This window comes from Streptomyces sp. R44 (assembly GCF_041053105.1).
Taxonomy (GTDB): Bacteria; Actinomycetota; Actinomycetes; order Streptomycetales; family Streptomycetaceae; genus Streptomyces.
The window spans coordinates 2,035,668-2,049,911 of sequence record NZ_CP163444.1 but is presented as its reverse complement, the minus strand read 5'-3'; the positions used below and the strand labels follow the sequence as shown (position 1 = coordinate 2,049,911).

Annotated in this window: 10 protein-coding genes; 7 read left to right on the top strand and 3 right to left on the bottom strand. The window is 73.4% G+C overall.

Annotated elements, in window-relative coordinates; translation table 11 throughout:
• Positions 1–5 precede the first annotated feature (5 nt).
• The 5 genes from AB5J54_RS09495 to AB5J54_RS09475 all read left to right on the top strand — a co-directional run bounded on the left by AB5J54_RS09495 (position 6) and on the right by AB5J54_RS09475 (position 5,531).
• The gene (locus AB5J54_RS09495) at positions 6–821 is read left to right on the top strand and encodes a TlyA family RNA methyltransferase (RefSeq protein WP_369143469.1); all 816 of its coding nucleotides are present in this window, start codon (positions 6–8) and stop codon (positions 819–821) included.
• Entirely contained in the window at positions 818–1,741 is a 924-nt protein-coding gene (locus AB5J54_RS09490; RefSeq protein WP_351193003.1) for an NAD kinase, read from the top strand. The genes AB5J54_RS09495 and AB5J54_RS09490 overlap by 4 nt, the downstream gene beginning before the upstream one ends.
• Before the next feature lie 82 nt (positions 1,742–1,823).
• On the top strand, positions 1,824–3,566 hold the full coding sequence (gene recN / locus AB5J54_RS09485) for a DNA repair protein RecN (protein WP_369143468.1): 1,743 nt from the start codon (positions 1,824–1,826) through the stop codon (positions 3,564–3,566).
• A complete protein-coding gene (locus tag AB5J54_RS09480; RefSeq protein WP_369143467.1) occupies positions 3,563–4,306 on the top strand; it encodes a hypothetical protein in 744 nt (247 codons plus the stop codon). Before recN ends, AB5J54_RS09480 begins: the two co-directional genes overlap by 4 nt.
• 145 nt (positions 4,307–4,451) lie before the next feature.
• The gene (locus AB5J54_RS09475; protein WP_369143466.1) at positions 4,452–5,531 is read left to right on the top strand and encodes a glycosyltransferase family 4 protein; all 1,080 of its coding nucleotides are present in this window, start codon (positions 4,452–4,454) and stop codon (positions 5,529–5,531) included.
• Positions 5,532–5,841: 310 nt separating this feature from the next.
• Here the strand turns inward: AB5J54_RS09475 and AB5J54_RS09470 are convergent, their stop codons facing one another.
• Positions 5,842–7,464 carry a PucR family transcriptional regulator gene (locus tag AB5J54_RS09470; RefSeq protein WP_369143465.1) on the bottom strand — a complete coding sequence of 541 codons (1,623 nt, stop codon included), beginning with the start codon at positions 7,462–7,464 and terminating at the stop codon, positions 5,842–5,844.
• Between the two features lie 161 nt (positions 7,465–7,625).
• On the opposite strand from AB5J54_RS09470, the gene AB5J54_RS09465 reads away from it, so the two are divergent.
• Entirely contained in the window at positions 7,626–9,140 is a 1,515-nt protein-coding gene (locus AB5J54_RS09465) for an APC family permease (RefSeq protein WP_369143464.1), read from the top strand.
• 29 nt (positions 9,141–9,169) lie between these two features.
• The gene (locus AB5J54_RS09460; protein WP_369143463.1) at positions 9,170–10,804 is read left to right on the top strand and encodes a flavin monoamine oxidase family protein; all 1,635 of its coding nucleotides are present in this window, start codon (positions 9,170–9,172) and stop codon (positions 10,802–10,804) included.
• A 6-nt stretch (positions 10,805–10,810) separates the two neighbouring features.
• Here the strand turns inward: AB5J54_RS09460 and AB5J54_RS09455 are convergent, their stop codons facing one another.
• Both AB5J54_RS09455 and AB5J54_RS09450 read right to left on the bottom strand, forming a co-directional pair.
• Positions 10,811–12,193 (bottom strand): FAD-binding oxidoreductase, encoded by a 1,383-nt coding sequence (locus AB5J54_RS09455; protein ID WP_369143462.1) that lies wholly within the window; start codon positions 12,191–12,193, stop codon positions 10,811–10,813.
• 142 nt (positions 12,194–12,335) lie between these two features.
• On the bottom strand, positions 12,336–14,138 hold the full coding sequence (locus tag AB5J54_RS09450) for a glycoside hydrolase family 15 protein (RefSeq protein WP_369143461.1): 1,803 nt from the start codon (positions 14,136–14,138) through the stop codon (positions 12,336–12,338).
• Positions 14,139–14,244: the final 106 nt, after the last annotated feature.

Here is a 14,244-nt window from a genome sequence, read left to right as displayed (position 1 = left end):
CGAACGTGGCAGGACCGGCACGCCGCCGTCTCGACGCCGAGCTGGTACGGCGCAAGCTCGCGCGCTCGCGCGAGCACGCCAGCCAGCTGATCGCCGCGGGCCGGGTGACCGTCGGCAAGACCGTCGCCACCAAGCCCGCCACCCAGGTCGAGACCGCCGCGGCCATCGTCGTCGCCCAGGACGACTCCGACCCCGACTACGTCTCGCGCGGCGGCCACAAGCTCGCCGGGGCCTTCGCCGCCTTCGTGCCGCAGGGGCTCGTGGTCGGGGGACGGCGCGCCCTGGACGCCGGAGCCTCCACGGGCGGCTTCACCGACGTCCTGCTGCGCACGGGCGCCGCCCATGTCGTCGCCGTCGACGTCGGCTACGGACAGCTCGCCTGGTCGCTGCAGAGCGACGAGCGCGTCACCGTGAAGGACCGCACGAACGTACGCGAGTTGACGCTCGACGCCATCGACGGCATCCCGGTCGACCTCGTCGTCGGCGACCTGTCGTTCATCCCGCTCGGTCTCGTCCTGCCCGCCCTCGCCGCCTGCACGGCGCCCGGGGCCGACCTCGTCCTCATGGTCAAGCCGCAGTTCGAGGTGGGCAAGGAGCGGCTCGGCACGGGCGGCGTCGTACGGTCCGCCGAGCTCCGCGCGGACGCCGTGAAGAACGTCGCCCGGCAGGCCGGCGAGCTCGGCCTGGGCGTCCTCGGCGTCACCGCGAGCCCGCTGCCCGGCCCCTCCGGCAACGTCGAGTACTTTCTGTGGCTGCGGGCAGGCGCGCCCGCGCTGGATCCGGCGGACGTCGACCGCGCCGTGGCGGAGGGACCTCGTTGAGCTCAACGGCAGCAGCACCATCGGGAACAACACGCACCGTCTTCCTGCTCGCGCACACCGGCCGGCCGGCCGCCGTGCGCAGCGCCGAACTGGTCGTCCTGGGGCTGCTGCGCAGCGGCATCGGCGTCCGCGTCCTGGAGGCCGAGGCCGCGGACCTGCCGCTGCCGCCGTCCGTCGAGAAGGTGCCGGAGGCCTGCTCCGACGCGCTCGACGGCTGTGAACTCCTCGTCGTCCTCGGCGGCGACGGCACCCTGCTGCGCGGCGCCGAGTTCTCCCGCGCCTCCGGCGTGCCCATGCTCGGCGTCAACCTGGGGCGCGTCGGCTTCCTCGCGGAGGCCGAGCGCGACGACCTCGACAAGGTCGTCGACCGGGTCGTCACCAAGGCGTACGAGGTCGAGGAGCGGATGACGCTCGACGTCGTCGTGTACGAGAACGGCGACGTCCTGCACCGCGACTGGGCGCTCAACGAGGCCGCCGTGCAGAAGGTCTCGCCCGAGCGGATGCTGGAGGTCGTCCTCGCGATCGACGGCCGCCCGGTCACCGGCTTCGGCTGCGACGGGGTGATCTGCGCGACACCCACCGGCTCCACCGCGTACGCCTTCTCGGCGGGCGGGCCGGTCGTCTGGCCCGAGGTCGAGGCGCTGCTCATGGTCCCGATCGGGGCCCACGCCCTCTTCGCCAAGCCGCTGATCACCACCCCCCAGTCGGTGCTCGCCGTCGAGGTCGAGCCGCACACCCCGCACGGGGTGCTGTGGTGCGACGGGCGGCGGACCGTGGAACTCCCGGCGGGCGCGCGCGTCGAGGTACGGCGGGGCGCCGTGCCCGTGCGGCTCGCCCGACTGCACCACGCCTCCTTCACCGACCGGCTCGTCGCCAAGTTCGCCCTGCCCGTGTCGGGGTGGCGGGGCGCACCGCACTGATCCCCCGGCCCGCTCCGTAACGAGTGGTGCTCCCGAGGGTTACGCACGGGGGCGATGTCGCATCCGACCCGGGAAACCTCGTATGGTCTGGGGCGTGCTGGAGGAGATGCGGATACGGTCGCTCGGGGTCATCGACGACGCGGTGGTCGAGCTGTCGCCCGGCTTCACCGCGGTGACCGGTGAGACCGGTGCGGGAAAGACCATGGTCGTGACCAGCCTGGGGCTGCTGCTCGGTGGACGTGCCGACCCGGCCCTGGTGCGGATCGGCGCGGGGTCGGCCGTCGTCGAGGGGCGGATCAGCGTGCCCGCGGGCGCGCCCGCCGCCGTACGCGCCGAGGAGGCCGGTGCCGAGCTCGACGAGGGCGTGCTGCTCGTCAGCCGCACCGTCTCGGCCGAGGGACGTTCGCGCGCCCACCTCGGCGGGCGCTCCGTGCCCGTCGGGCTGCTCGCGGAACTCGCCGACGAGCTCGTCGCCGTCCACGGCCAGACCGACCAGCAGGGACTGCTCAAGCCCGCCCGGCAGCGCGGTGCGCTCGACCGGTACGCGGGCGAGGCCGTCTCCGTGCCGCTGGCCGCCTACGGCGAGGCGTACCGGCGGCTGCGCGCCGTCACCGCCGAGCTGGACGAGATCACCACGCGCGCGCGTGAGCGGGCCCAGGAGGCCGATCTGCTGCGCTTCGGGCTCGGCGAGATCGAGGCCGTCGAGCCGCGCGCGGGCGAGGACGTCGAACTCGCCGCCGAGGCCGAGCGGCTCGGGCACGCCGAGGCCCTCGCCTCCGCCGCCGCGCTCGCGCACGGCGCGCTCGCGGGCAACCCCGAGGACCCCGAGGCCGTCGACGCGACCACCCTGGTCGCGGGTGCGGGCCGGGCCCTGGAGGCCGTACGGTCGCACGACCCGGCGCTGGCCGGGCTCGCCGACCGGATGGGCGAGATCTCCATCCTGCTGTCCGACGTGGCGCAGGAGCTGGCCGGATACGCCGACGACCTCGACGCCGACCCGCTGCGGCTCGCCGCCGTCGAGGAGCGGCGCGCCGCCCTCACTCAGCTGACCAGGAAGTACGGCGAGGACATCACCGCCGTCCTCGCCTGGGCGGAGGAGAGCGCCGGGCGGCTCGGCGAGCTCGACGGCGACGACGACCGGATCGAGGAGCTCACCGCCGAGCGGGACCGGCTGCGCGACGAGCTGTCGGTGCTCGCGCAGGCGCTCACCGACGCGCGCACGGAGACCGCCGCCCGGTTCGCCGACGCGGTCACCGCCGAGCTCGCCTCGCTGGCCATGCCGCACGCGCGCGTGTCCTTCGCCATCGCGCAGACCGAGGACGAGGAGGGCGTCGAGGTCGGCGGCCGCCGGGTCGCCTACGGCCCGTCCGGGGCCGACGAGGTCGAGCTGCTGCTCGCCCCGCACCCCGGAGCCCCGCCCCGGCCCATCGCCAAGGGCGCGTCCGGCGGTGAGCTCTCCCGCGTGATGCTCGCCGTGGAGGTCGTCTTCGCCGGGGTCGACCCGGTGCCGACGTACCTCTTCGACGAGGTCGACGCGGGCGTCGGCGGCAAGGCGGCCGTCGAGATCGGGCGCCGGCTCGCCAAGCTCGCCAAGTCCGCGCAGGTCGTCGTCGTCACCCACCTCCCGCAGGTCGCGGCCTTCGCCGACCGGCAGCTGCTCGTGGAGAAGACCAACGACGGCTCCGTCACCCGCTCCGGCGTGACCGTCCTGGAGGGCGAGGAGCGCGTCCGGGAGCTGTCCCGGATGCTCGCCGGCCAGGAGGACTCCGAGACGGCCAGGGCCCACGCGGAGGAGCTCCTCGCCACGGCCCGGGCGGACGCGTGACCCGCGCCCTCGGGCGGGGCGGTCTCGGGCGGATCGGGACCTTCGCCGCGGCCCTCGGCGCGACCCGGCTCGCGTACGGGCGGCTGCGACGGCGGCCGCCGGGGAACCCGCGGAGCTGGGAGCGGACCAACTACGCGGACCGGCCGGTCTCCCTGCTGGCCGGTCCCGCCGTCGCCTTCGGCTCGGCGGCCGCCGTCCTGCCCGCCGCGCCCGCCGCCTCCCTCGCCGTCGCCGCGGCGGCCGTGTGCGGCCGGTACGACGACCTGCGGGGCGACCACCGGCGCGGGTTCCGGGCGCACCTGGGGGCGCTTCGGGGTGGTGAGGTGACCAGCGGGGCCGTGAAGTTGTTCGGGATCGGTGCCGCCTCGCTCGCCGCCGGGGCCCTCCTCAAGGAGAAGCCCCTCGACAAGGTCCTCGCCGGCGTCGTCATCGCCGGCACCGCGCACCTGGTGAACCTCGTGGACGTACGGCCCGGGCGCGCGGGCCTGTTCGTCCTCGGACTCGCTGCGCCGGGCCTCCTTCGGGGATCCCTCGCCGCCGCCCCGATGGGGGCCGCGGCGGCGCTCCTCGGCGAGGACCTCGGCGAGGAGGTCATGCTCGGCGACATGGGCGCGCACGCGCTCGGCGCCGCCGTCGGCAGCGCCATCGCCGCGTCCAACGGGCGGCTCGGGCTCGCCGCGCACGCGGGCGGGTTGCTCGCCGCGGCGGTGTGGGGGGAGCGGGCCGCCCCCGCGGGGTAGTGGGCCGAGGCTCCGTGCGCTCACCCGTGTGGGTGAACCCGTGGTGCGGGTCGTCGCGCCGTACGCCTTCCGCGCAGGGGAACGACGCCATTTCGGTGCCGGAACGTGCGTACGGTCCGGGGTACGGGCTGGCATCCTTGGGCGCGTGACACAGCTCCGTACGGTCCAAGTGCTGGGCGGCGGCGGCGCGGGCAGCAGCGCGCACGTCCGATCACTTGCCTCGGGGCTGGTGGCGAGGGGCGTGCGGGTGACCGTGTGCGCCCCGGCCGAACTCGACCGCGCATACGACTACCTGGGCGCCGGCGCGCACTTCGTGCCGTTGCCGCGCCTCGGCGACCCCGCGACCGTCACCGCGCTCCGCAACGCCTGCATCGGCGCCGACGTGGTCCACGCGCACGGCCTCCAGGCCTCCGTACGGGCCGCGCTCGCGCTGACCGGCGGCACCCGGACCCCGCTCGTGACCACCTGGCACAGCCGCAACCACGTCGACGGGGCGCGGGGCGGGGTGCTGCGGCTCCTCGAACGGAAGACCGCGCGGGCCGCGACCGTCGTCCTCGGCACCTCCTCCGAACTCGTCGACCGGGCCCGGCGGCGCGGGGCCCGGGACGCCCGTCTCGCGCCCGTCACCGTGCCCGCCGCGCGCGGGCCCGTCTGCCTCCACGACGGCAAGGCCCGCGCCGAACTCGGCGCCGTCGACCGGCCCCTGCTCATGGCCGTCGGGGCGCTCGAACGCGGCCGGGGGTACCGGACGCTGCTCGACGCGGCGCGGTTGTGGCGGGGACTCGATCCGGAGCCGCTGCTCGTCATCGCCGGGGAAGGGCGTGAACGGGCCTTCCTGCAACGGCGGATCGTCGAGGAACGGCTCTCCGTGCGGCTCATCGGGCGGCGGGACGACGTCGCCGAGCTGCTCGCCGCCGCCGACGTCGCGGTCCTCCCCTCGCGGTGGGAGGCCCGCTCCCTGCTCGCGCAGGAGGCGCTCCGGCTCGGGGTGCCGCTCGTCGCGACGGCCGTCGGCGGCGTACCGGAACTCGTCGGCGACGCGGCGGAGCTGGTGCCGTACGGGGACGCGGGGGCCCTGGCGGGGGCGGTCCGGGGGCTGTTGGAGGACGCGGACCGCCGGATGGACCTGGCGGCGGCGGGGCGGGTGCAGGCGGGGTCCTGGCCTACGGAGGACGACACGGTGGCGCATGTGCTGTCGGTGTACGACGAGTTGTCGGGGCGGTAGCTGTTTCGTGGGGCCCGCCGTCCGTTGTGGGCGGTGCCCGCCCCCCGTTGTGGGCATGCGTTCCGCTGGGGCGGAACGGGTGGGCACAACGGAACGGCGCCCCTGCCGGCGCCTGAGGCTCCCGCGCCTGAGCCCGCACCGCATGTGTGCCGTCACGGCCGGTGCGGGCCCGGGCTCGGAACGCGGAGGCGCCGCTGGAGGGCGCCGTCCCGTGTGCCCACCCTCCCCCAAGCTCTCGGCTTCGCTCGAGCAGGGGGACCCCCATCGCCCTGCGGGACGATTGCCCACACGGGCGGTGGGCACCGCCCCGTCACGGCGTGTGGCGGCGGGCTCTCAGGGCCAGGGAGAGGGCCAGGACCGTCTGGGGGTCGTCCAGGTCCGTGCCCAGGAGTTCGGAGATGCGGGCCAGCCGGTTGTAGAGCGTCTGCCGGTTGAGGTGCAGCTCGCGCGCCGTCTCCGCCTTGCGGCCCGCGTGCGCCAGGTACGTCTCCAGGGTGGGGAGCAGCGGGGGGCGGGACGTCTTGTCGTGGTCCCGCAGCGGGCCGATCGCCCGGTCCACGAAGGCCGCCAGGTCCGGGTGGTCGCGCAGGCGCCAGAGGAGGAGGTCGATGTCCAGGCGTCGGGCGTCGTACCACGGGAGGTCCGAGAGGCCCTGCGCCGCCGTCGCCGTCTCGGCCGCGTGCCTCAGGCCCGCCGACGCCGCCGCCCAGCCGCCCGCCACGCCGACCACGACGACCGGCGGGTGCACCCCGGCGCGTTCCAGGCCCGCCCGTTCCACGCCCGCGCGCAGCGCCGCCGCGACCCGGTCCGCCACCGCCGTGCGTTCCGACTCCGAGCGCAGGCCCAGGAGCAGGGGCACCCGGCCCTCCACCGGGCGGACGCCCAGGAGGGCCGGGACGCCCACCGAGGACAGTTCCTCCAGGACCGCCCGGGCCAGGAGCGCCCAGTTGCCCGAGGGGGAGAGTTCTGACGCCAGGCGCATGACCACCGGGAGGAGCGGGCCGTCTCCCGGCTTGAAGCCGAGGACCCTCGCCTGGGCCGGCGCGTCCTCCGCCGAGATGCGGCCCTCGGCCAGGTCCGTCAGGAAGTCGCCCCGGCCGCGTGCCGCCAGCTCCTCCTCCTGGCGGGCCTGCATGAGGACGACCGCGAGGAGGCCCGCCGCCCGCTCGGCCGCCATCCGGTGGACGGGGGAGAGGGCGCCGGAGACGGCGAGGAGGACCAGGCGGGCCCGTACCGAGCCCGTACCGGGGCCGCCGCCGGGGACGTCGACGAGGACCGTGCCGGTGGGCGGGCCGGATTCGCGGGCCGCCCGCTGGCCGCGCAGCCCGTCCCACACCTGGAGCGGGTCGGCGGGCGCGGACTCGGTGCCCGCCGCGTACAGGAGCTGTCCGTCGGCGGTCTCCAGGAAGACCGGGTTGGCGGCGAAGTCGGAGAGGATGCGGAGCACCTGCGGCACTCCGCCGCCGCCGAGCAGCGCCTCCGTGCACTGCCGGTGGACCTCCTCGGCCTGCCGCTGGAGGGCGTAGTGGCCGTTGACGATCTCGGTGTGGATCTCCTCCGTGACGGCGACGAAGGGGACCTCGCGGTGGAGCTGGACGAGCGGCAGGCCGGCCGCCCGCGCGGTCTCCACTATCGTCGCCGGGAGGCGGGCGAAGCGCGGGCCGAGTTCGACGACGAGCGCGGCGATGCCCCGGTCGGCGAGCCGGCGGACGAAGGCGCGCTGTTCGGCCGGGCGGGTGCCCAGGCCGAGGCCCGTCGTGAGGAGTAGTTCGCCGCCCTTGAGCAGCGACGCGATGTTCGGCACCTCGCCCGCGTGCACCCAGCGCACCGTGCGGTGCAGCCGGTCCGCGCCGGCCACGACCTCCGGGAGCCCGCCGCGCAGTCCGGGGAGTTCGAGCGCCCGCTGCACGGTGATCCCGCCCTGATTGTCCATGGAGCCGGACGCTACCCGCGTCCGTGTTCCGGCGACATCACCTGACGGTTACGGGACCGGACAGTTCGTACACCAGGGCGACAACTCGTCGCCCTGTGGCGGGAATTGTGCGACCGGATGTCGATTGTGGCCTACGTCACCCACGAGGATCCTCTCGGCCCATGGCAGAGAACCCCACCCCAGAGGTCCACCGGCTCAAGGCGAACTCGGTCGGACTCGTCGGCGTCGTCTTCATGGCCGTCGCCACCGCCGCCCCGATCACGGCGATGACCGGAAACCTCCCCATCGCCGTCGGCTTCGGCAACGGCACCGGCGCCCCCGCCGGATATCTCTTCGCGACGCTCGTCCTGACCGTCTTCTCGGTCGGCTACGTCGCCATGGCCAAGCGGATCACGGCCGCGGGCGCCTTCTACGGCTACATCTCGCACGGCCTGGGCCGCATCGCCGGCATGGCCTCCGGCATGCTCGCCGTCCTCGCGTACATCGTCTTCGAGGCCTCGATCGTCGGCGTCTTCTCCTACTTCGCCAAGACGACCGTCGCCGACCAGCTCGGCGTGGACCTGCCGTGGGTGCTGTACGCGGCGGTCATGCTGGCCGTCACCGCCGTGCTGTCGTACTTCGACATCAACCTGACCGCCAAGGCGCTGGGCGTGATGCTGGTCGCGGAGATCGCCGTCCTCTTCGCGGTCGCCACCGCCGTCCTGATCGCCGGCGGCGGCCCCGACGGCATCCCCGTCGAGCCGATCAACCCGAAGAACGCCTTCACCGGCACCTCCGCCGGGCTCGGCCTCTTCTTCGCCTTCTGGTCCTGGGTCGGCTTCGAGTCGACCGCGATGTACGGCGAGGAGTCCCGCAACCCCAAGCGCGTCATCCCGCGCGCCACCCTGATCTCCGTCATCGGCGTCGGCCTCTTCTACATCTACGTCTCGTGGATGACGATCGCCGGCAACGGGCTCGCCGGGTCCGTGAAGCTGTCCGCCTCCTCCTCGCCGCTCGACCTGTTCTTCGCGCCCACCCAGACCTTCATCGGCGCCTGGGCCGTCGACGCCTTCCAGTGGCTGCTGCTCACCGGCTCCTTCGCCTGCGGGATGGCCTTCCACCAGTGCGCCTCGCGCTATCTGTACGCCATCGGCCGCGAGGGCTTCCTGCACCCGGCGCTCGGCCGGACGCACGCCAGGCACGGCTCGCCGTACATCGCCTCGTTCGTGCAGAGCGTCATCGCCGTCGCCCTCGTCGCCGCCTTCTGGCTCACCGGCCAGGACCCGTACATCCACCTCTACACGCTGCTGGCGATCCTCGGCACGATGGCGATCCTCATCGTGCAGACGCTCTGCTCCTTCGCCGTCATCGGCTACTTCCGCAAGAACCACCCCGAGGACCGGCACTGGTTCAAGACCCTCACGGCCCCGCTCCTCGGCGGCATCGGCATGATCGCCGTCGTCGTGCTGCTGGTCATGAACATGGAGACCGCGGCCGGTCTCGCCGCCGACTCCCTCTTCTTCAAGGCGATCCCGTGGATCGTCGGCGTCGTCTTCTTCGGCGGCCTCGGCCTCGGCTTCTACCTCAAGGCCAAGCGGCCCGAGCGCTACGAGATCATCGGCCGGATCGTCCTGGAGGACGCCACCGAGCGCACCGACGAAGAAGCCCCCGTCCCCGCCTCCGTACCCCAGAACTGAAACCGCCCTCACCCTCCAGGAGCGCCCCCATGGCACGCACCAACCCGATGCACCTCCTGAAGAACCTCGCCGCCGAGCACGCCGCCGCCCGCCGGCTGAACATCCCCGTCGACGAGCTGCGCGGCATGAGAGCCGACGCCCTCGGACGCCGGTCCCTCCTCAAGTACGCCACCGCGGCCGGCATCGCCGTCGGCGTCGGATCGGCCGTGCCCGCCGCGGCCGCCACCCCGACCCCACCCGTGAAGAGCACCGCCCGGATCGCCGTCGTCGGCGCCGGGATCTCCGGCCTCACCGCCGCCCTCACCCTCCAGGACGCCGGACTGAGCCCGGTGCTCTACGAGGCGAACCCGTCCAGGGTCGGCGGCCGCATGTACACCCAGCGGGACCACTGGGCGTACGGCCAGACCTCCGAGATCGGCGGCGAGCTGATCGACACCAGCCACAAGAAGATCCTGGAGCTCTGTCGCCGCTTCGACCTCGCCGTCGAGGACTTCCTCGGCGGCGGACCCAACGGCGCCGAGGAAGTCCTCTGGTTCAACGGCACCTACTACCCGCGCGCCCAGGCCGACGAGGACTTCAACGCCGTCTACCAGGCCCTCCACCGCGACCTGATCGACGCGGGCGAGGTGAAGTGGAACCAGACCACCCCCACCGGCACCGCCCTCGACAACATGTCGCTGTACGAGTGGATCGAGAGCCGCGTCCCCGGCGGGCACTCCTCACCGCTCGGCCGGTTCCTCGACGTCGCCTACAACGTCGAGTACGGCGCCGACACCACCCAGCAGTCCTCGCTCGCCCTCGTCCTGCTCATGGGCTACCAGACCAATCCCGGCAACTTCAACGTCTGGGGCCTGTCCAACGAGCGCTACCACGTCGTCGGCGGCAACGACCGGCTCCCCAACGCCGTCGCCGGGGCCCTCGCCCCCGGCACCCTGCGGATGGGCTGGTCGCTGACCGCCGTACGGGCCAACGCCGACGGCACCCAGACGCTCACCTTCACCGAGGCGGGCGCCACCCGGACCGTCACCGCCGACCACACGATCCTGTGCGTCCCGCTGCCGATCCTCCAGCAACTCGACCTCACCCAGGCCGGGTTCGACCCGCTCATGCGCAACCTCCTGCGGGACGCGCGCATGGGCTACTGCACCAAGCTCAACATGCAGTTCGGCACCCGGCCCTGGCGCGGCACCGGCGCCTGGCCCGGGGTCTCCGCCGGCGACTGCTTCACCGACACCGAGGTGCAGCAGACCTGGGACACCACCAAGGTCCAGGGCGGCACGGGCGGGATCCTCCTCCAGTACGGCGGCGGCAGCCTGGCCCGGAACCTGAACCCGGCCGGGCCGTTCTCCACCGAGTCCGACCCGTACGTGCGGAACCTGGTCACCCGCTACCTGGCCGGCATCGACGCCTTCTTCCCCGGCACCTCCCGGGCGTACACCGGCCGCGCCCAGCTGTCCGCCTGGCACAAGAACCCCTACTCCCTGGGCGCGTACTCCTGCTGGCCCGTCGGCTACCTCCACCGGTACGCCGGGTACGAGGGCACCGCCCAGGGCAACGTCCACATCGGCGGCGAGCACTGCTCGTACGACTTCCAGGGCTTCATGGAAGGCGGCGCGACCGAGGGCGCCCGCGCCGCCCAGGAGGTGATCACCGCACTGCGATGAGCCGGATCAGCCGGCCGGGACGATGTTCTGGTTGAACCGGAACACGTTGTCGGGGTCGTACTGGGCCTTCACGGCGGCGAGCCGGCGGTAGTTCCTCTCCCCGAAGGAGGAGACGATCCGCTGCTCGCCCTCGTCGCCGACGAAGTTCAGATACGTCGCGTCGAGCGCCCACGGCCGCACATCGGCCCGCACGTCGTGCACCCACTGCCTCGCCCGCTCGTCGTACGCGGGGTCCTCCCAGGTCGCGAACGGGTGCACCGCCCAGGGCGCGGTGCGCCACGGCTGCGGGTACTGGGAGGGCCCCGCGGACACGGCCCCGCCCATCAGGAACAGCACGTGCTGGGTGGCCGTCTCCGCCGGGATCCCCGCGCCGCGGTCGCAGAAGACGTCCACGGCCTCGTCGGGGAACTCCCGCAGGTACTCGGCCGACCAGTAGTTCCGCAGCCCCGGCGGGTCGTCCATCATCGACTGCAGGTCCACGTACGGGATGTCCGTGACGATCTCCACCACGGGCTTCAGCGCGAACAGCGGCGCCGCGAACTCACGCAGCTCCGTCACCGGCCCGGCGTTCGTGAACACCGCCCCGCAGAGCAGCTTGCCGACCAGATCCTCGGGTATGAACGGCTCCGGGGGCGCGGGCAGATAGATAGCGCCGCCACCCATCTCGTCGGGCGCACTCAGGCCGAGATCACGGAAGGTGCGCACCACCTCGGGCGCGTCGTCCGGCAGGAACAGCAGCATCGAGAGGCTCATCCGCGGCAGCGCGTGCACCCGCAGCGTCAGCGAGGTCGCCACCCCGAAGTTGCCGCCGCCGCCGTGCAGCGCCCAGAAGAGCTCCGGGTTCTCCTCCGCGTCCGTGTGGACGTGCTTGCCCTCGGCGGTGATCAGGTCGGCGGCCAGCAGATTGTCGCTGGCGAGACCGAACTTCCGCTCCAGCCAGCCCGATCCGCCGCCCAGCGTGAAGCCGCCGACGCCGGTGGTGGACACCCGGCCGCCGGTGGTCGCCACGTGGAACGGCTGGCACGCGTGGTCGAGCTGGGCCATGGTCGCCCCGCCCTCGACCCGTACCGTCATGTCCTCCGGGTCCACGACGACACCGTGCATCCGGCGGAGGTCGACGATCAGCGCGCCGTCGATCATGGAGGTCCCGGCGACGCTGTGCCCGCCGCCGCGGACCGCGATCGGCAGATCGGCCTCGCGGCCGAACAGGATCGCGTTGGACACATCGGCCTGGGTGGCGCACTGGGCGATCACCGACGGTCGTCGGTCGATCATGCCGTTGTGCAGGGCGCGGGCCTCGTCGTAGGCCGGATCGCCGGGTGTGATCACCTCACCGGCCAGGTCCTCGACCAGTCCGGCCAGGGCGCTCTCGGAGACGTGGGGAGCCATGGGAGCCCCCCTTTCGTACGGGGGGACGGGACCTTCTCATCGTAGGTCCGGCCCCCCTGGGGCGCCCCTCAGCCTCCGTGCGCGACCCGGCCTCGGTACGCGCGCCGGCCGTCGTACGCCCCGCTAGCTTCCGTACGCCTCGCTAGCCGCCGTACGCCCCGCTCGCCGTCAGCCGCAGCGCCGTGTCGATCAGCGGGACATGGCTGAAGGCCTGCGGGAAGTTCCCCACCTGCCGCTGCAGCCGAGGGTCCCACTCCTCGGCGAGCAGCCCGAGGTCGTTGCGGAGCGCGAGCAGCTTCTCGAAGAGCGTGCGGGCCTCGTCGACCCGGCCGATCATCGCGAGGTCGTCCGCCAGCCAGAACGAACAGGCGAGGAACGCGCCCTCGTCGCCCTCCAGGCCGTCCACACCGGCCTCCTCGCCGGCCGTCGGATAGCGCAGCACGAAGCCGTCCTCCGTGGACAGCTCGCGCTGGATCGCCTCGATCGTGCCGATGACCCGCTTGTCGTCCGGCGGCAGGAAGCCCATCTGCGGGATCAGCAGCAGCGAGGCGTCCAGCTCCTGGGAGCCGTACGACTGGGTGAAGGTGTTCCGCTCCTTGTCGTAGCCCTTCTCGCAGACGTCCCGGTGGATCTCGTCGCGCAGCTCGCGCCAGCGCTCCAGCGGGCCGTCGGCGTCGCCGGACTCGATCAGCTTGATCGTGCGGTCCACGGCCACCCAGGCCATCACCTTGGAGTGCACGAAGTGGCGGCGCGGGCCGCGGACCTCCCAGATGCCCTCGTCGGGCTGGTCCCAGTGCTTCTCCAGGTAGTTGATCAGCTTGATCTGGAGCAGGGAGGCGTAGTCGTTGCGGGACAGGCCCGTCATGTGCCCGAGGTGGAGGGCCTCGGTGACCTCGCCGTACACGTCCAGCTGGAGCTGGTTCGCGGCGCCGTTGCCGACCCGGACCGGCCCCGAGTTCTCGTACCCGGGCAGCCAGTCGAGCTCCGCCTCTCCGAGCTCGCGCTCGCCCGCGATCCCGTACATGATCTGCAGGTTCTCCGGGTCGCCCGCGACGGCGCGCAGCAGCCAGTCCCGCCAGGCGCGGGCCTCCTCGCGGTAGCCGGTGCGGAGCATCGAGGAGAGGGTGATCGCCGCGTCCCGCAGCCAGGTGTAGCGGTAGTCCCAGTTCCGTACGCCGCCGATCTCCTCCGGCAGCGAGGTCGTCGGCGCGGCGACGATCCCGCCCGTCGGCGCGTACGTCAGCGCCTTCAGGGTGATCAGCGAACGGATCACGGCCTCCCGGTACGGGCCGTGGTACGTGCAGTGCTCGACCCACTCGCGCCAGAAATCGGCGGTCGCCTCCAGCGAGCCCTCCGGGTCCGGCAGCGCCGGCGGCTCCTTGTGCGAGGGCTGCCAGGAGAGCGTGAAGGTGATCCGCTCCCCGGGCGTGACCGTGAACTCGGAGTACGTCGTCAGGTCCTTGCCGTGCGTCTCCACGTCGGTGTCCAGCCACACCGAGTCGGGCCCGGCGACCGCGACCGTACGCTCCCCGACCTTGTGCACCCACGGCACGATCCGGCCGTAGCTGAACCGCATCCGCAGCGAGGAACGCATCCGCACCCGGCCCGAGACGCCCTCGACGATCCGGATCAGCTGCGGCGCGCCGTCACGCGGCGGCATGAAGTCCGTCACCCGGACCGTGCCGCGCGGCGTGTCCCACTCGGACTCCAGGATCAGCGAGTCGCCCACGTAACGGCGCCGGTCGGCCGGGGCCGGCTCGGCGTCCGCCGGACCCGCCGGGCTCACCCGCCAGAATCCGTGCTCCTCGGTCCCGAGCAGCCCGGCGAAGACGGCGTGCGAGTCGAAGCGGGGGAGGCACAGCCAGTCGACGCTGCCGTCCCGGCAGACCAGGGCGGCGGTCTGCATGTCTCCGATGAGTGCGTAATCCTCGATGCGCCCGGCCACGTGCTTCACTCCAGTCGTACGGCCACGTCCGCCCCCGAGGGGGCGCTTGCTGCTGATGTGCGTGATGTCTGTGCGATGTCGGCAAGGCCAGTGTGCGGGACGAACG